16 protein-coding genes are annotated in these 16,376 nt (G+C 72.0%); 9 read left to right on the top strand and 7 right to left on the bottom strand.

Annotation, left to right across the window (positions count from 1 at the left end):
* Window positions 1–48: 48 nt before the first annotated feature.
* From ACIBG7_RS34270 to ACIBG7_RS34240, 7 genes are all read left to right on the top strand, one after another.
* Complete coding sequence (locus tag ACIBG7_RS34270; protein WP_397338884.1) at window positions 49–666, top strand: hypothetical protein; 618 nt, start codon at window positions 49–51, stop codon at window positions 664–666.
* Between the two features lie 113 nt (window positions 667–779).
* Window positions 780–1,667: an alpha/beta hydrolase family protein gene (locus tag ACIBG7_RS34265; protein WP_397338883.1), complete on the top strand. Its 888-nt coding sequence runs from the start codon at window positions 780–782 to the stop codon at window positions 1,665–1,667.
* Window position 1,668: 1 nt separating this feature from the next.
* Complete coding sequence (locus tag ACIBG7_RS34260; protein WP_357925820.1) at window positions 1,669–1,950, top strand: Dabb family protein; 282 nt, start codon at window positions 1,669–1,671, stop codon at window positions 1,948–1,950.
* Entirely contained in the window at window positions 1,947–2,789 is an 843-nt protein-coding gene (locus ACIBG7_RS34255) for a hypothetical protein (protein ID WP_397338882.1), read from the top strand. The genes ACIBG7_RS34260 and ACIBG7_RS34255 overlap by 4 nt, the downstream gene beginning before the upstream one ends.
* A gap of 61 nt (window positions 2,790–2,850) precedes the next feature.
* Window positions 2,851–3,537 carry an alpha/beta fold hydrolase gene (locus tag ACIBG7_RS34250; RefSeq protein ID WP_397338881.1) on the top strand — a complete coding sequence of 229 codons (687 nt, stop codon included), beginning with the start codon at window positions 2,851–2,853 and terminating at the stop codon, window positions 3,535–3,537.
* 74 nt (window positions 3,538–3,611) lie between these two features.
* Window positions 3,612–5,030 carry a sensor histidine kinase gene (locus tag ACIBG7_RS34245; RefSeq protein ID WP_397338880.1) on the top strand — a complete coding sequence of 473 codons (1,419 nt, stop codon included), beginning with the start codon at window positions 3,612–3,614 and terminating at the stop codon, window positions 5,028–5,030.
* Between the two features lie 7 nt (window positions 5,031–5,037).
* Window positions 5,038–5,721, top strand: coding sequence for a response regulator (locus ACIBG7_RS34240; RefSeq protein WP_397338879.1), 684 nt, complete (start codon window positions 5,038–5,040; stop codon window positions 5,719–5,721).
* On the opposite strand, the gene ACIBG7_RS34235 is transcribed toward ACIBG7_RS34240, so the two are convergent.
* From ACIBG7_RS34235 to ACIBG7_RS34220, 4 genes are all read right to left on the bottom strand, one after another.
* Complete coding sequence (locus ACIBG7_RS34235) at window positions 5,623–6,393, bottom strand: phosphatase PAP2 family protein (protein WP_397338878.1); 771 nt, start codon at window positions 6,391–6,393, stop codon at window positions 5,623–5,625. The two genes, ACIBG7_RS34240 and ACIBG7_RS34235, sit on opposite strands and share 99 nt — an antisense overlap.
* Before the next feature lie 111 nt (window positions 6,394–6,504).
* Window positions 6,505–7,194, bottom strand: a complete 690-nt coding sequence (locus tag ACIBG7_RS34230) for a helix-turn-helix domain-containing protein (protein ID WP_357925808.1) — start codon at window positions 7,192–7,194, stop codon at window positions 6,505–6,507.
* A 15-nt stretch (window positions 7,195–7,209) separates the two neighbouring features.
* A complete protein-coding gene (locus ACIBG7_RS34225; protein WP_357925805.1) occupies window positions 7,210–7,899 on the bottom strand; it encodes an alpha/beta fold hydrolase in 690 nt (229 codons plus the stop codon).
* Between the two features lie 112 nt (window positions 7,900–8,011).
* Complete coding sequence (locus ACIBG7_RS34220) at window positions 8,012–8,989, bottom strand: DUF5937 family protein (RefSeq protein ID WP_397338877.1); 978 nt, start codon at window positions 8,987–8,989, stop codon at window positions 8,012–8,014.
* Between the two features lie 130 nt (window positions 8,990–9,119).
* On the opposite strand from ACIBG7_RS34220, the gene ACIBG7_RS34215 reads away from it, so the two are divergent.
* Entirely contained in the window at window positions 9,120–9,632 is a 513-nt protein-coding gene (locus tag ACIBG7_RS34215) for a hypothetical protein (protein WP_397338876.1), read from the top strand.
* Window positions 9,633–9,671: 39 nt separating this feature from the next.
* On the opposite strand, the gene ACIBG7_RS34210 is transcribed toward ACIBG7_RS34215, so the two are convergent.
* The gene (locus ACIBG7_RS34210; protein WP_397338875.1) at window positions 9,672–10,532 is read right to left on the bottom strand and encodes a helix-turn-helix domain-containing protein; all 861 of its coding nucleotides are present in this window, start codon (window positions 10,530–10,532) and stop codon (window positions 9,672–9,674) included.
* A gap of 170 nt (window positions 10,533–10,702) precedes the next feature.
* Between ACIBG7_RS34210 and ACIBG7_RS34205 the strand changes: the two genes are divergently transcribed.
* The gene (locus ACIBG7_RS34205) at window positions 10,703–11,647 is read left to right on the top strand and encodes an alpha/beta hydrolase (protein WP_397338874.1); all 945 of its coding nucleotides are present in this window, start codon (window positions 10,703–10,705) and stop codon (window positions 11,645–11,647) included.
* A gap of 114 nt (window positions 11,648–11,761) precedes the next feature.
* Here ACIBG7_RS34205 and ACIBG7_RS34200 read toward each other — a convergent pair whose 3' ends face one another.
* Complete coding sequence (locus ACIBG7_RS34200; RefSeq protein ID WP_397338873.1) at window positions 11,762–14,878, bottom strand: CARDB domain-containing protein; 3,117 nt, start codon at window positions 14,876–14,878, stop codon at window positions 11,762–11,764.
* A 99-nt stretch (window positions 14,879–14,977) separates the two neighbouring features.
* Complete coding sequence (locus ACIBG7_RS34195; protein WP_397338872.1) at window positions 14,978–16,249, bottom strand: cation:proton antiporter; 1,272 nt, start codon at window positions 16,247–16,249, stop codon at window positions 14,978–14,980.
* Window positions 16,250–16,376: the final 127 nt, after the last annotated feature.

The raw sequence follows: 16,376 nt of genomic DNA, 5'->3' as shown, positions 1-16,376 counted from the left end.
CGGCCCGCGCGGCTATTTTGGAAACATCGTTTCCATCCGGGAGGTCTCATGGACTACCCCCTCTCCCTGGCTCTCGTCGACTTCCTGCCGGTGCTCGCCATGGCGGCGGGCGTCGTCCTGCTGGTGCCGCTGCTCGCCGGACCCGCTCGCGCGGCGGGCGGCCTGGGCGGCACGCTCGTCGTCCTCGGCGGCGCGCTGAAGGCGCTGTGGAAGCTGCTGGTCGCCGTCGGCGGGCCCGATGTCGCCCTGCTGTCCGGGGCGCAGTTCTACCTGTTCGCGCCCGGGTTCGCGCTGCTGGCCTGGGCGGTGCTTCGTCCCGGGGCGCCGCTGTGGGCGTTCGCGGGCTTCACCCTGGCCGGATTGGCCGCCGCGGCCGCCACCGGGGGCGTGTGGCCCCTGCTGGTGGTCACGACGGTCTGCGCGACCATCCTCTCCATCCGCCTGCTGCTGCTGTCGCGGCAGCTCGCCGGGCGGCTCCTGTTCGGCTTCAACCTCCTCGGCACCTACGCGATGGGGCTGCTCGCCTCGCGCCCCGAGCAGCCGATCGCCCTGCAGTGGGTCGAGGAGTCGCTCAACACGCTCATCTGGACGGCCTTCGCCGTGGCCGTCTGGCGGCTGCGCGCCGCCTCACCGGTTCCCGCCACGATCGGAGAACAATCATCATGACCTTCCTGAGACGGCCCGCCTCTTTCGGACGGCCGGCCATCTTGCGGCGGCCAGCCTTTTCGGGACGGCTGGCCTTTTTGAGGCGGCCGGCCCTTTCTGGGTGGCTGGCCTTTTTGAGGCGGCTGGGCGTCGCCGGGGTGGCCGCGGTCGCCGTCCTGGCGGTGGCACCCCCGGCGCAGGCCGCCACGCCCGGCTGGGTGAGCAGCCACGAAACGCACATCGGAGCCGACCCCGCCACCGTCCACCTGCCTCCCGGCCGCGGCCCCCTCCCGGTCGCGCTGCTGCTCCAGGGCGGCAACGTGCCGAAGGAGAGCTACACCCGCTTCGCCAAAACCGTCGCCGGTTTCGGCTTCGCCGTGGCGGTGCCCGACCACCGCCGCGCCGTCGGACCGGTCACCGGGCTCTTCCCCGAGAGCCTCCAACTGCAGGCCACCGTGGACTGGGCCACCGCGGAGAACACCCGCGCGGGCTCCCCCTTCGCCGGGCGTCTCGACCCCGGCCGCCTGGTACTGCTCGGGCACTCCTTCGGCGGCGCCGCCGGCCTGTTCTCCCTCGGCAACGCCTGCACCCCGCCGTTCTGCTTCGGCCCCGTCTACCAGCGCCCCGCCGCCCTGCGCGCCGCCGCCTTCTACGGCGCGAGCACGGGCGTCCCCATCGCCAACGCCGGTGTGCCGGTGGCCCTCGTGCAGGGCGACGCCGACGGCGTCAACCTCCCCGCCACCGCGCGGGCCACCTACGACGCGCTCGCCGCACCGCCCAAGGCTTACGTAACCGTGCACGGAGCCAACCACTTCGGCCTGACCGACACCCAGACCCCGCCCGGTGCCCGCCCCGACCCGGTGCCGCAGACGCTCTCCCAGGACGACAGCATCGACGCCGCCGCCAAGTGGAGTGCCCTGTTCCTGCGGGCCGGCCTGGGCGACCCGTTGGCCGCGGCCTACGTCCACGGCTTCGGCGACGCCGCCGACCCGCTCGTCACCGTCGTCCACGAGCGAGGCTGACGTGCTGCACCACGTGGTCCTGATGAAGTTCGCCGATCCCGCCGACGCGCCCAAGGCCAAGGAACTCCTCGACGGGCTGAACGGCCGCGTCGAGCAGATCGAGGACCTCACCGTCGGACTGGACACGCTCGGCACGCCGGTCTCCTACGACCTGTGCCTGATCACCGTCCATGCCTCGCCCGAGGCCCTGCGCGGTTACCAGGAGCATCCCGCGCACCTCGAGGTGGCCGCCTGGCTCCGGCCGCGGCTGGCCGCTCGCGCCGTCGTCGACCACGAGCCGTGATCTCCGCCCTCTACGCCGGGCTGGCGCTGGTCCAGATCGCGCTTTCCGTACGGCTGGCGCGATCCGGGCTGTGGCTTCCGGCGGCGGTCGGGCTGGGGATCGCCGCCGACTCGGCGATCATCGCGTCCGGCCGGCTCCTCGGCGAGGGGCCGGCCCTCGAGGCACTCAGCGTCGGCCGTTTCGCCCTGCACGCGGTGCTCACGCCGCTCCTCATCGTGCACGCCGCAACCCTGGCACGACACCGCCCCGCCGTACCGGCCGGAGTCTCGGATGGGAAGGACCAGCGGGACCTCACCGTCCCAGCCCGGGTCGTGGAGGGGGTGGAGCGGCGGGGTCCCGCCGTACCGGCCGGGGTCGTGGACGGGGCGGACCAGCGGGACCCTACCGACCCGGCCCGGGTCGTGGAGGGGGTGGAGCGGCGGGACCTCGGCGTCCCAGCCCGGATGCTGGCCTGGGTGGCGCGGCGGGGCCTCGCCGTATCGGCGTGGGTGGTGGCCGGGGTGCTGATCACCTTCGACGTCGTGGCCCTCAGCGGGCTGCGGCTGGAGCCCCGGCACTGGCTGGACACCCTGCGCTACGTCGACGCAGAGCCGGGCGGACCTCCCGTGGCCGCGCTCGTCACCACCGTGGCGCTCCTGGCCGCCGGCCTCGCCATCTGGCGACGGCGGCGCCGGCCCTGGCTGGCCCTGGGGGCGATCGCCCTCCTCACCTCGGCCGGAGCCGCCGTCGCCGTACCCATCCTCGGCAACCTAGGCGAAGCGGTGCTGCTGGCGGCGATGGCAGCCACCGGACGCGGCCTCACCGACCACCCCGGCCGAAGCCCGGCCACAGACGGATGACCAGCAGCCGAAGGCCGAAATCAGGTTGCCGGGCCGGCCGCCGGGCCGAGAGGGTGCCACGGTGACGGAGATTCTGCTGTTGCCCGGCGGTGGCCGGACGTCCACGGACTGGCGGCTCGCCGCACCCCTGCTGGAGGCGGCGGGGCTACGCACCGTTGCGGTCGAGTTGCCGGATCTGGGCTCGTGGTCCTGGGCCGGAGCCGTCGAGTCCGTGGGTGAGGCGATCCAGGCCCACGAACTGGAGCGTCCCGCCGTGGTCGGGCACTCGCTGGGCGGCATCGTCGCGGCCCTGTGGGCCTCAGAGCACCCCGACTGCCCGCTCGCCGTCAATCTGGACGGGCACACCAACCCCACCGGGCCCTTCGACGGAGTCGACCCCGTCGAAGCCGAGCACACCATGCGGGCGTTCCTCGCCGAACAGACGGCGGGCGATCCGGAGATGACCCATTTCATCGCGCAGATGGACGCGCTCGACCTCGTCGCCGTCTACCGGGCGGCCCGCTGCCCCCTCCTCGTGGTCTCCTCCAGCGGCTCGGACCTGAGTGCGATGCTGCCTCCGGCCGTCTCGGCGGCCTTCGACGCCTACGTCCGCGGCTTCGCTCGCGAACTGAGGGCAGCCGCCGCGCAGACCCCGCTGCTGTCCCTCGCCGACCTGGCCACCGGCCACGACATGCACCTGGAGGCTCCGGACGAAGTGGCGCGCCTGATCCTCGGCCATCTGAGCCCCGGACACCGCCCGAGCGCCTGATCCCGGTTTCCTGGCGCTGCGTATGGGACTTTCGGCGGTGCCGGTGCTCCACGGCTCTGCGTATCGTCACCGTCGTGGAAAGAGCGAGAACCGAGCACGCTGGAGGGTGGTGGCCGCCCGTGCTGAGCGCGGTGGCCACGGTGGCCGCGGGTCTGAGCGTCATCAGCCTGTGGTGGGCCGTGCCGACCGCGGTCGCCGCGTTCGTGGCGGGGTCGCGGTCCGGGCGGGCCCGGTCGGCGGCGCTCGTGCTGGTCGCGGTGCTCGCGGTCGTCGTGGTGGCGGTCTCGGTGTTCCCTTCCTGGATCGGGCTGGGGGGCCGGTTCGTGGCGGTGGTGGTGGGGGCCGGCATGCTGCCCTGGTTCGCGGGCCGGTTCCGGCGCCAGTACCGGGAACTCGTCCGGGCCGGCTGGGAGCGGGCCGAGCATCTGGAACGGGAGCAGCGGCTCGTCGCCGAGCAGGCCCGGTTGCGTGAGCGGACCCGGATCGCCCAGGACATGCACGACGTCCTGGGCCACGATCTCAGCCTGATCGCCCTGTCGGCCGCCGCCATGAAGCTCGCGCCCGATCTGCCGGAGGCGCACCGGGCGTCCGCGGCGGACATCAGGGCGAGGGCGGGGGGCGCCGTGGAGCGCCTCGGTGAGGTGATCGGCATCCTGCGCGAGGAGACGGACGGGGCTCCGGCCCAGCCGGTCGGCGCCGACCTCGCGGACCTGGTCGGCAAGGCGTCCGCGTCCGGCCTCGCGGTCACGTTGTCCGTCGAGGGCGAGAGGGGCGATCTGCCGCCGGTGGTCGAACGGGCCGCGCACCGCATCGTGCAGGAGGCGCTGACCAACGTCGCCAAGCACGCGCCCGGTGCGGCAGCGGCCGTCCAGGTCCGGCACACGGCCACGGAGACCGAGGTCCTGGTCGAGAACGGCCCCGCGGACATCGTCGAGTTCCCGTCCCGGGGCGGGGGCCGCGGCCTCATCGGCCTGAACGAACGCGTCCGGCTGGCCGGTGGCTCCCTCACCTACGGTCCCTCGGGCAGTGGCTTCGCCGTCCGAGCCCGGCTCCCGCACACCCCTGCGGCGCCATCGCCGCACCTCCCCGGTCTCGCGTCGCCCGCCGCGGGCGGTGCCGTACCGCAGGCGCACCGGCGCGCCCGCCGCCGGCTCGGCCGCACCCTGACCGCCGCGTTCCTGCTGCCCCTGGTGACGGGCGCGCTGCTCGGCGGGGTCCTGCGAGGGCGGGAGATGCTGACGGCGGGGCAGTCGGTGCTGGCTCCGGAGCACTACGCCGCCCTGCGGATCGGGCAGGATCGTTCCGAGGTGGGGCGGTATCTGCCGGACCAGCAGACGGCCCATCGACCAGGGGCCGCAGAATCAGCAGAACAGGGCATGACGTGCGAGTACTACGCGATGACCGCCGATCCTTTCGACGACCGGTCCGGGGACGCCTACCGGCTGTGCTTCCGGGCGGGCAAGCTGGTGTCCGCGGACGTGCTCGCCGCGTGAGCGTCCGATGATCCGCGTGCTGATCGCCGACGACGAGCCGATGATCCGCGCGGGCGTGCGGGCCGTACTGTCCGCTGACCCGGAGCTCACGATCGTCGCCGAGGCCGCCGACGGCCACGAGGCGGTGGAACTGGTGCAGCGCCACCGCCCTCAGGTGGCCGTGCTCGACATCCGCATGCCGAGACTCAGCGGCATCGAAGCCGCCGCGGAGATCCGCAGGACGGTTCCGGCCACCGGTGTGGTCATCCTGACGACGTTCGGCGAGGACGACTACATCCTGCAAGCGCTCGGCGGCGGAGCCGCGGGGTTCCTGATCAAGTCCGGTGAGCCCGAGGAACTGATCGCGGGAGTCCGCGCGGTGGCCGACGGTGCGGCGTACCTGTCACCGAAGGTCGCCGCCCGGGTGGTCGCCCATCTCGCGGCGACCAGCGCGGGAGCCCTGGCCGGCCGGCGCGACACCGCCCGCAAGCGGATCGAGGCGCTCACCGCCCGGGAACGCGAGGTGCTGGCCTTCCTCGGCGGCGGGCTGTCCAACGGCCAGATCGCCCGCCGGCTGCACGTGGTGGAGGGGACGGTCAAAGCCCACGTCAGCTCAATCCTGGCCCGCCTGGCCGTCGACAACCGGGCGGCGGCGGCCGTGGTGGCGCACGAGGCCGGAATCGTCCCCGCTCAGGCGGCCGAGCAGCGGTGACACCAGCCGCGCCCCCTGCGGCGTGAACGCGAGCAGTACCGCCACCACCACGGTGGCGGCGAGGATCGCGCCGGCGAGCACGTCGTGCGGGTAGTGGACCCCCACCATGACCCGCAGCAGCGCCGCCGCCGCGGCCACCGGCAGGGTCACCGCGGCGAGGCGGGGACGCAGTACGGCCAGCCCGACCGCGAGCCCGGCGGCCAGCGCGGCATGGTTGCTCGGGAACGACCAATCCCCCACCGTGGGACATTCCGCGATCGCCGCCGCTCCCCGCACCACGCGACAGGGCCGCTCCTCGTCCACCACCAGCTTCACCGCCTCACTGATCCCGTAGGCGGCGACGGTGCCGATACCGATCAGGACAGTGGCGCCGACCCCGTGGGCGTCCTTGCGGCGGACGGCAAGCCACCAGACCAGGACGAGCAGCAGCCCGAGAACCACGAGGGTGCCCTCCGTGGCCACCTCCAGCACCGTGCCCACCCATGCCGGCGCGTCGGCCATCGCCCCGGTCACCTCTCGGTACGCGGAGGCCGACGCCCCGCCCACGACCTTCACCGGACCGGCCTCGCCCAACCCGCCCGGAGCAAGCCAGGTGACGGCTCCCGCCCCCGCACCCAGCAACACCGTCGAGCCCAGCAGCCGGCGACCGACATTCCAGGAGTCAGTTCTCATGGCCCCCGACCATAGGAACGGCAGCATCCAGGCACCTTGGTCGAACGGCAGGGCCGGGATTGGACGAACGTCAGGGTTGACAGCCCGTGGATCTTGATGCCGGCCTCCGCGTCATGACGCGGAGGCCGGAGCCGGGGACCGGGTTCGCGGGTACGGCAGGCGGAACAGCCGGTGGAGCCGGCGCAGGGCTTGCCGGTCGCCGGAGGCGGAGGCCGCGCCGCTGCTGATCGCCGCTTCGAGGGTCGACCTGCTGGCGGCGAGGTCGCGGAAGGTCTCCCGGCCGGTCGTGATGACCACGTCGGGGTGCTGGGCCGGGCCGTGCACGGTTTCGATGGTGCCGTCGTCGATGCGCGCGTGGAAGACCTCCTCCTCCACGCGGAACTCGTACAGCGCCTTCAGCCCGGCGGCGGCCTCGGCGTCGAAGCAGGCCTTCAGGCCGAGTACGGCCCAGCCGGGGTGGAAGGCCTCTTGCTCGCGGGGTTCGTCCATGGCCCAGGTCAGCCCCCACCGGGCCAGCGCCATCACCACCGGTTCGAGGTCCACCCCGGCCGGGGTGAGGGCGTATGCGGGGGTGCGGGCCGGCGGCGGGAGGGTGACCTTGCGGGCCAGTCCTTCGCGTTCGAGGTGTTTCAGCCGGGCCGCCAGCAGGCCGGTGCCCAGGCCCCGCAGGCTCTGTTGCAGGTCGCTGAAGCGCTTGGGGCCGGTCAGCAGTTCACGGATCAGCAAGAGCGTCCACCGTTCGCCCACGAGGTCGAGGGTGCGCGCGGTCGCGCAGTACTGGTTGTAGTTCCGCTGTTCCACTTCTGCATCATAAACTCAGCGCTTCTGGTTATTGAACTGATCCAGCAGCAGCTCGGCCAACTGCTGCGGGTGGGTCAGCATCACGTCGTGCGGGCCGTCCACAGGCACGGTCCGGTAGCCGAGCTCCTCGGCGAACCGGTCGAAGGGGTAGGTCTGCGGCCGGCAGTAGAGGGCGGTGCCGGGGATCCGGTCGACGGCTCCGCTCAGCCGGGTCGCCTCGGTGAAGGTCCGCAGAGGGTGCGGCCGCAGACGGGGGGCGAGCCAGCGCGTGTCGTCGGGGCCGGTGACGCCGAAGCTCACCGGGGGCGGGGCCGGGATGAGACGGCCGTCCCCGTGGGCGTCGGCGGCGGCGCGGATCGCCTTGACGAAGGCGTCGGGCGCCAGGCCGAACATGCTCGCGCCGTCCCCACCGGCCCAGCCGTCGACCAGGACGACGTGGTTCACCAGATCGGGTCGCCGGTCGGCGGCCTGCCGGACGACCAGGCCCGCGTAGCTGTGCCCGACCAGCACCACGTCGTCACCGCCGGTTGCGGCGCCGTCCAGACAGGTGAGGACCTCATCGACATGGGTGGTCAGGCCGGCGTCGCCGTCCAGGGTGAGGGCGGGGGCCAGGGTGCGCGTTCCGGCCTGGTGCAGGAGCGGGGTGAGGCGCTCCCAGGCCCAGGGGCCGTGCCAGGCGCCGTGCACGAGAACGAAGGTGGTCATGCGGTTCCTTTCGAGCGAAGCAGGGGCTCACCCTGAGGTTCTCGACCTTAACCGCAGACTTCCTGTTTTTGAAGTGTACGCCACTCTTTCAGGTAGTAAGTGGCTGGGCGGCTCATCGCTCTTCCAGAAGGCGGGCGGCCTGTGCGGTCCGCTGGTACAACACGTAGCGCCCGTCCCTGACCTTGGTGACGAGGCGGGCGCGGTGCAGTGCGCCGAGGTGGTAGGAGACGGTGCCCGGGCTGTATCCCGTCCGGGTGGCGAGCTCCGCGGTCGACCGGGCGGTTTCGAGGTCCGCCAGCAGGGCCGCGCGGGCGTTCCCGACCACTTGGGCGATCCCTCCGAAGCCGCGGTCCCGGCCGGCGCCCACCCGCTGGGCGGGGTAGTAGAGGACGAACTGGCCGGGGACATCGACCTGGATGACGACGTGGGGCCAGTTGAGCACGCCCGGGACCAGGACCAGGTCCCGGCCGGTGACGTCGATCTCGCCGTCCCAGGACTTGGCGAGGGTGACCGCGTCACCGGTCCACTCGATGTCGGGGTGAAGCGCTCCGAGCACTCGGCCGACGCCGTAGGTGGCGATGGCGGTCGCACGGTGGGCGATGTCCTGATCCATGATCGAGCGCAGCCGGGGCCAGCCGTCGGCGAGGGTGTCCCGCCAGAACCGGGCGAGCCCGTTGGCGAGACGCCGCTGCATCCGCCCGGACTCGGCGATCCGGCGGGTCACGGCCCGCAGGGGCCTGCTCCAGTGGGTCCGGGTGTGGGTGAAGACCTGGGTCTCGAGCTCGTCCTGCGCCGTGGCCTCGATCCGCGCGACCTGCTCGTCAAGCAGGCCATGACCCTGCGCGTCCGTCCCTGGCTGCGGGGTCAGCAGGTCGGGCGTGTAGGTGTCGCCGTTCTGCGGCAGCAGCTCCGCGAGCAGGGCGACGTCCGGGTGGGCGAGAGACGCGCGGGCGAGTGGCCCGGGATCCCCGAACACCGGATGCCGCCTCGACCCCGCGGCGAGCTTCAGCCAGGCCACCGACTCCGCCGCCGGAGAGGGCGACAACCGGGTCCTGGACACCGTGTCGGCATCCAACCGCAGCACGAGCACCGCCCGACGCTAGCAGTCGTCGTGGTGGATTCGAACCGGCTCGAATGCTTTGCGGCGCCCGGTCGGCGCGGAGTTGAGTGGGGTCGCCGAACAACGGCACCGAGGCCGGCAGAAGCAGGGAGTGGTGGTCATGGTGAAGCTGAAGGACATGACGCGGGCGAAGAGCGGCAAGAGGAAGGCCGGCGCCGTCATGGCCGCCGTGGTGTCGGTCATCGGGACGATCTGCGTGGCGGCGCCCGCCAGCGCCACCGCCTACCCCACCAGCACCTTCTCCATCCGATACGGACAGAGCTACTACAAGGGCACGGTCACCTGGTACAACCGCGCGGTCAGCGTCACCGGAGCCTTCAAGGCGGTCGGGTGCCGGCGGGTGTACGCGGACGCCCGGATCGCCAACTCCGGCAAGCGGCTGGACCGGCAGAGTTCCAGCACCTGGTGCACCGAGTCCGGCCCCGCGACCCTTCCCCTCGACGCGGACGTCCCCGGCGGGGCCACCAAGGTCAACGTCTGGATGACCACCGAGAACGCCGGCAAGGGCCTCCAACACTTCATCTGCTATCCCGACTACAGCACGTGCTTCGGCGCCTACGAGGGACTGCCGTGGGAGTACCGCTACCAGGCGGATCTGACCGACGTGGGGTGACGCGCCGTCCGGCCTGAGCTTCTCAGCCGGCGCCTTCACTCACTGGGATGTGCGCAGGTCGGCGAGTCGTCCCTCGGCTTCCGTGCCGGGTTCAGCGGACCAGATGATGAGTTGCTGGTCCGGGTTGCCGACCTGCTGGAAGCTGTCCCAGTCCAGGACCATGTCGCCGACGACGGGGTGGCGGACGAGCTTGGTGCCGAAGTTCTGGTGGGCGACCCGCCGCTCGGCCCACCACCGGCGGAAGTCCGCCGAGGCGATCGACAGGTCGCCGACGAGCCGGGAGAGTGCCGGATCGGCGGGGTTGTCTGCGGCGTTCATGCGGAGCACCGCTACGCAGGTGCGGGCGACCTGCTCCCACTCGAGGTAGCGGGCGCGCATCGTCGGGTCGGTGAAGACCAGGCGGACGTAGTTGCGGTCGCGCTCGGCGATGTGCGCGAAGTCGATCAGCAGGGCGGCGGCGAGGTCGTTCCAGGCCAGGATGTCCAGATGCCGTCCGAACACCAGGGCGGGCACGCGATCGAGTTGGCCGAGCAGGCGGGTGAGTTGCGGGCGGACGGACTGCCCGCGCCCCCGCCGGCGATCGCGCGCCGGAGCCGGCGGCGGCGATGCCGTGCGGGCGAGGAGCCTGCGCAGATAGTCGGACTGCTCCTCGTCCAGCCGCAGCACTCGCACGAGGGCGGCGAAGACCGACGCGGAGGGCGGGAGCCGGCCCTGCTCGATGCGGGTGTAGTAGTCGGCGCTGATGGCGGCCAGTTGCGCGACCTCCTCGCGGCGCAGCCCGCTGACGCGTCGCCGTTCGCCCCTTCGTGGCGCGAGCCCGACGTCGTGCGGCTGAAGCTCGCCGCGCCGGCGGCGCAGGAACCGGCCGAGCTCTTGCAGCGCCGTCGACGTGGTGGCCATGCACCCATTCTAGGATCCCTGCCTGCGCCCATATCATGGGCAGGATTCTTCCTAGGATAAAGCTTTCTCTTCCTCCCCCAGCTCGGCTGCCGGACTATCGGTAGTGAGCCCTGCACCGCCCGGCGGGAAACGCCCGTCAGGGATCGCGCTCGGCTCCATCCACGGAGGAGATGACGACAATGGCGAACGCCACCACCAAGTCGGTCCGTATCAAGGCGCTGGCCTGGGACATCGCGGCGGACATCTACTTCCCGCCGGGATTCGACGACAAGCGGCAGTACGCCACGGTCATCAGCGCCCACCCGACCGGCAGCTGCAAGGAACAGACCGCGGGCAACGTCTACGCCGCGGCGCTGGCGCAGGAGGGCATGGTCGCGATCGCGTTCGACGCGAGCTTCCAGGGCGACAGCGGCGGCGAACCGCGGTTCATCGAGGACCCGGGCTTCCGGATGCAGGACTTCAGCTACGTGATCGACTACCTGGTCGCGCAGCCGTACGTGGACGAGAACCGGATCGGGGTCCTGGCCGTCTGCGGCGGCGGCGGATACGCCATCGGCGCCGCGATGACCGAGCGCCGGATCAAGGCCCTCGGCACCGTCGTCGCCGGCAACGTCGGCCGGCTGATGCGAGAGGGTTTCGTGAACTACGACGCTCTGGGCGCGCTGGAGGCCATCGCCGCTCAGCGCACGGCCGAGGCCCGCGGTGCCGGCCGGGTGGTCAACGACCTGCTTCCCCCGTCGCCGGAGGCCGCCAGGGAGGCCGGTCTGACCGACATCGACCTGTGTGAGGCGACCGAGTACTACAAGACCGATCGAGGCCGCCAGCCGCACGGCGCCACCAGCTTCCTGTTCTCGCGCCAAGCCGCGCTGGCCGGCTGGGACGCCCTCGACCGGGCCGAGGTGCTGCTCACCCAGCCGCTGTGCATCGTGATCGGCGACCGGCCGGGCGCCTTCGGCTCCTACCGCACCGGCATGGAGCTCTACGGCCGCGCCGCCTCCAAGGACAAGGAACTCGTCGTCGTCGAGGGCGCCTCGCATTACGATCTCTACGACCAGCCCGAGCCGGTCAAGGTGGCGCTGGACCACCTCATCCCGTTCTACAAGAAGCACCTCTGACCCAGGCGAGCGCGCGGGGGTGGCCGCCTTCCGCGCCTCCGACGGGCGGGTGCTGCTTCGCCACGGGGCCGCCGCCCACCCGGCCGGAGCCGGATGGGCGGGCGCGAGAAACGGTCAGTACACCTCGCTCCGGTTGTTGACGATCTCGTCCAGCAGTGCCGTCGTGTCCGAGTAGCGCTGCGCCGACGAGCTGTTCACCGGCAGCTCCAGCGTGGCGAAGGCGTACCGGACGGCGGCGCCGACGGTGGCTGTGCCGAGGCGGCGGGTGAGGGGGCTGTCGATGCGGGTGGCGGCGTTGATGTGGCGGGCGGCGAGGTCGAAGAGCGTGGCCAGGAGCTGGAACTTGGCCGGACCCGGTTGCGGGCCGCCCGCGGAGAGGACGGCGAGCGCCTCGGGGTCGTCGAGCGCCCCGCTGGCCGAGGTGTCGAAGCCCTGGTAGGTGGCCTGGATGCGGGCCCGCAGTTCGGCGGTGCGCTCGGCGGCGTGGGTCTTCCAGTAGCCGTGCGAACGCGGGTTGCGGGAGGGCGCGACCTCGGTGATCGTGGTCGTGGCCGACGCGGTCACCGGGTCGTAGGTGCAGCCGTGGGCGTTGCCGTACGAGAGGGACGCCTGGTCGGTGAGCTTGGCGCCCGCGGTGAACAGCAGGCTGGGCCGTACGGTGAACTGCACCTGCCGGTCGCCGCCGGCCGCGAGGTCGCCGAGCGTCCAGGTGAGCGTCGTGGTGCCGTCGGCGTTGCGGGTGACCTGGGAGGGCTTGGGGCCCGCGCCCTGGTCGAGCGCCTGGCTGTAGTAGACCTCCTTGGGCAGCGTGTCGGTCAGGACGGCGCCGGTCGCCTTGGCGCTGCCGACGTTGGCCGCCTTGAGGTCGACCGTGATCGCCTCGCCCGCGTTGACGGTGGCGGTCGCGCGCTTGTCGAGGGTGAGCTTGGGCGCATGGGCCTTGGTCGCGGCGGTCGCGACGTTGTTGCCCGTGGCGGCCTCGGCGCCGCCGGCCAGGTCGGTGGCGGTCACGTGGGCCTTGTTGGTCAGGACCGCGGCGTCCTCGACGGTGCACGGGATCACGTAGGTGAAGGTCTCGGTCGCCGTGCCGCCCGCGCCGAGCTGCCCGACCTGCCTGGTCTGGACGTCGCCGGTCGGCGGGGTGTCCTTCACCACGATGGACTTGGCCGCACCGGTGCCGATGTTGTCCAGCCGTACCTGGTAGGTGAGGGTGTCGCCCGGCTCGGCGTCGGCCTTGTCGACGGTCTTCTTCACCGCGAGGTCGGGGTCGTAGGCGGCGAAGAAGGCCACCTCCTGGCGGATCACGGTGTCGAAGCTCAGTTCCTTCTCCACGCTCTCGCCCGCGCCCGCGCAGGTGGGAGCCGAGGCGGGCCAGCCGCTGCACGCCCAGCCGAGCCGGTCGGGCGACTGCGCCCTGAACTTGACGGCGGGCCAGTCGTTGTGGTCCCTGAGGATGGTCAGGCCGTTCTCGGCGTTGATGTCCACCGGGACGGTGGCGGTGTCGATGATCGGGATATTGGTGCCGGCCGTGGCGTTGTCGTTCCAGTTCAGCGGGCCGTTGCCGGCGCCGGAGCGCAGCGGGCGGAAGCCGCTGGCCGGGTTGGCGACGTTGTCGGTCCACCAGAACGTCCAGTCGGTGCCGTCGCCGATGCCGGCGGCCTCGTTCAACCTGTTCTCGTCGAGCTGCGCCAGGCCGCCGCCGGACAGGCCCAGCCGTACGTTGCCGACCTTCCAGTCGCGCATCTGGTTCACCAGCAGCGGCGGCGCGCTGTTGGGGATGCCGGTCTGGAAGAAGTAGTTCATGAGGCTCAGGTAGTTGGGCTTGAAGTTGTCGTTGTTGTCGCCGCCGTGCCGCAGGCCCATCGCGTGGAACAGCTCGTGCAGGATCGTGCCGGCCTGGTCCTGGTCGGTGCCGACCTTCGCGTCGGCGGCTCCGGTGCCGGGGGTCAGCACCTGGACGTCGGTGGCGTGGGCGCTGGTGGTGTCGCAGCGGCGGTTGTCGCCGACGTGGATCTGCGTCCCGGTCGTCACGTCGTCGCCGGCCGCGGTCGTCTGCAGGGTGTCGTCGCCGTTGTAGTCACGGGTGAAGTCGGCGACGCACATCGTCCGCCAGGAGCCGAGGGTGACGATGAAGTCCTTGTTGTTGTCGCGGTTCGGCTCGCAGCACTGGCCGGAGGTGCCCGGGGAGCCCTGCAGGTCGTGGGCGAAGATCCCGTAGTGCGCGTAGCGGGCCAGCTCGGCGGGGAAGTTCGCGTTCCGCGCGTTCCGGTAGGCGTTGCTGTCGAGCCCGAGCTGCGCCTGTTCGGCGAGTTGCGTGCCCTGGAGGTAGATGAGGTCGATGCCCGCGCGGTGCGTTCCCGCGTATGGGCACGGGTTCGCCGCCGGGAACGGCGCCCGGTCCAGCACGTCGCGCGCCAGCGTGATCGCGCCCGGCTTGGGCTGGTGGGAGTGCTGGGTGGCGGGGTTCACGTCGGCCATGTAGTCGAGCTGCAGGATGACGGTCTTCCGGCACGGGTCGGCCCCGAGGGCCGGCAGGTCGGCGAGTACGGTGCCCGCCTGGTTCCTGATCCCGGACAGCTCCACCAGGTCGGGGATACCGTCGAGGTCGGTGTCCGGCATCTCGGCCGAGGCGGTGATGCCGATCCGGGTGATCCGGCCGTCGTTGTCCCGAGGGAAGCCGTGGTCGCCGTCGCCCTGGATGCAGCTCTCCCCCTTGGCCGGCTGCCCGTTCGACTTCACGCACGGGACGCCGAAGACGAGCTGGTCGCCGGAGAGGGTGCCGGAGCGCAGGTCGAAGACCAGGTTCAGCTCCAGGTCGTCGTTGTTGGGGCTGATGTCCATCCGGTCGTCGTTGGTGTTGAGCCCGTCGTCCCAGTCCCAGAGCGTGACGGTGATGTCGACGGTCGGCTTGTCGCCCGGCAGGTTCTCCTGGGTGAACGTCCAGCCGCCCGGCGTCTCCGGCAGGCCGAACGGCTCGAACTCGTCGTCCTCGATCCGGGCTCCCTGGTGCAGCGGGCCGTCGGCGATCTTGACGCGGGGGAAGTAGTCGCCGTCCCCGATGCCGCCGCTGTCCGGGTCCTCGATCTGCCGCAGGTACTCGATCTTGAAGGTGACCTTGATCCCGGGCGCCTCGGCCGCCGCCGGTTGCGCGGCGAGCGGGAGCAGGGCCAGGAGCATCGCGAATATCGCGGCTAAGGTCAGCGGTCTTCTGGTCGGATGTCTTTCGCGCACGGTGGTCCTCCCCTGGAGTGCTGCCAGGAGGGCATCGTGCGCTGTGACAGGGGGGTGGCGCCTGAGTATCGGTATGCCTAAATCGGCGGGACCGGCCGATCAGGAGTCATGGCCTTCCCCCACCGGCTTCGGTTCGGGGGTGCCGCGCAGCCGGTCCATGTACCTCATGACCTGCGTCGCGCTGATCCCGTGCAGCACGACCGAGGCGAGCACGGTGAACGCGGCGATCGCCCACAGTTCCTCCGCAGGGACGCCGAAGTCGGCGTGGCCCAGCGCGTAGGCCAGGTAGTAGAGGGAGCCGATCCCGCGGATGCCGTAGAACGAGATGACGGCTCGTTCGCGCGGGCCTCCGGGGCCGCCGAGCTGGGCCAGCCAGCCGGTCAGCGGCCGGACGACCAGCAGGAGCAGCACGGACACGGCCGCGCCACGCCAGGTGAGCGCGGACAGCCCTCCCGCGATGACGAAACCGCCGAGCAGGAGCAGCAGCCAGGCGGTGAGCAGCCGTTCGACCTGCTCGATGAAGCCGTGCAGGATGCCGTTGTAGCCGTGGTCGCGCTCGGCGTTGCGGATGGTGCAGGCCGTCACGAACACCGCGATGAACCCGTAGCCCTGCACGAGCTCGGTCAGCCCGTAGGCGAGGAAGGTGGCCGCCACCGCGACGAACCCGTCACGGTGCTCGGCCAGGCGCAACTTCTCGGTGCTGGCGTGGAAGGACAGCCGGCCGAGCAGGCGGCCGATGAGCAGCCCGCCGACCACCCCGGCCGCCACCCGGTAGAGCACATCCGTCAGCACCCACTCCCCCGCCCACGCCAGCCCGCCGACGGTGGCGAGGGCGATGGCCGCGTAGACCACGGGGAAGGCCAGGCCGTCGTTGAGCCCCGCCTCCGACGTGAGCGCGAAGCGGACCTCGTCGTCGGCGTTCTCCGCATCGACCGGCTCGCCGACCTGGACGTCGGAGGCCAGCACCGGGTCGGTCGGCGCCAGCACCGCGCCGAGCAGGAGCGCCGCCGCCGGTGGCCAGCCCAGCAGCCAGGACGCCAGCAGCGCCACGGCGACGATGGTCAGCGGCATCGTCCAGCCGAGCAGCCGCCAGGTCGACGACCAGCGGTGCAGACCCACCCTGCGGTTGAGCGCCAGCCCGGCGCCCATCAGGGAGATGACCACGCAGATCTCGGTGACGTGCTCGATCGCCACGCGGTGCGCGACCGGGTCGGGCGCCGACAGCGGGAGCGGCAGCCAGAACAGCAGCATGCCGCCGAGCAGGCAGACGAGCGGGAGGGAGAAGGGCAGCCGGCGCAGCACGCCGGGCAGGACGGCGGCCAGCAGGGCGCCGGCACCGGCCAGCGCGAAGACGAGATCGACGTTGCTCACCCCCAGGCCCTTCCCCGCTGGCGTGAAACCTCTCGGCTACAGCCGCCCGAGTCGGCGATGCATGATCTTGAGGTGAAGGTCCGGAGAGCGGCCTTCTCCGGCGGCTGCCAAGGAGGAGCGGAGCGCA

Source organism: Nonomuraea sp. NPDC050328, assembly GCF_044459405.1.
Classification (GTDB): Bacteria; Actinomycetota; Actinomycetes; order Streptosporangiales; family Streptosporangiaceae; genus Nonomuraea.
Note: the sequence above shows the minus strand (reverse complement) of the source record. Positions and strands in the feature narration are given on the sequence as shown.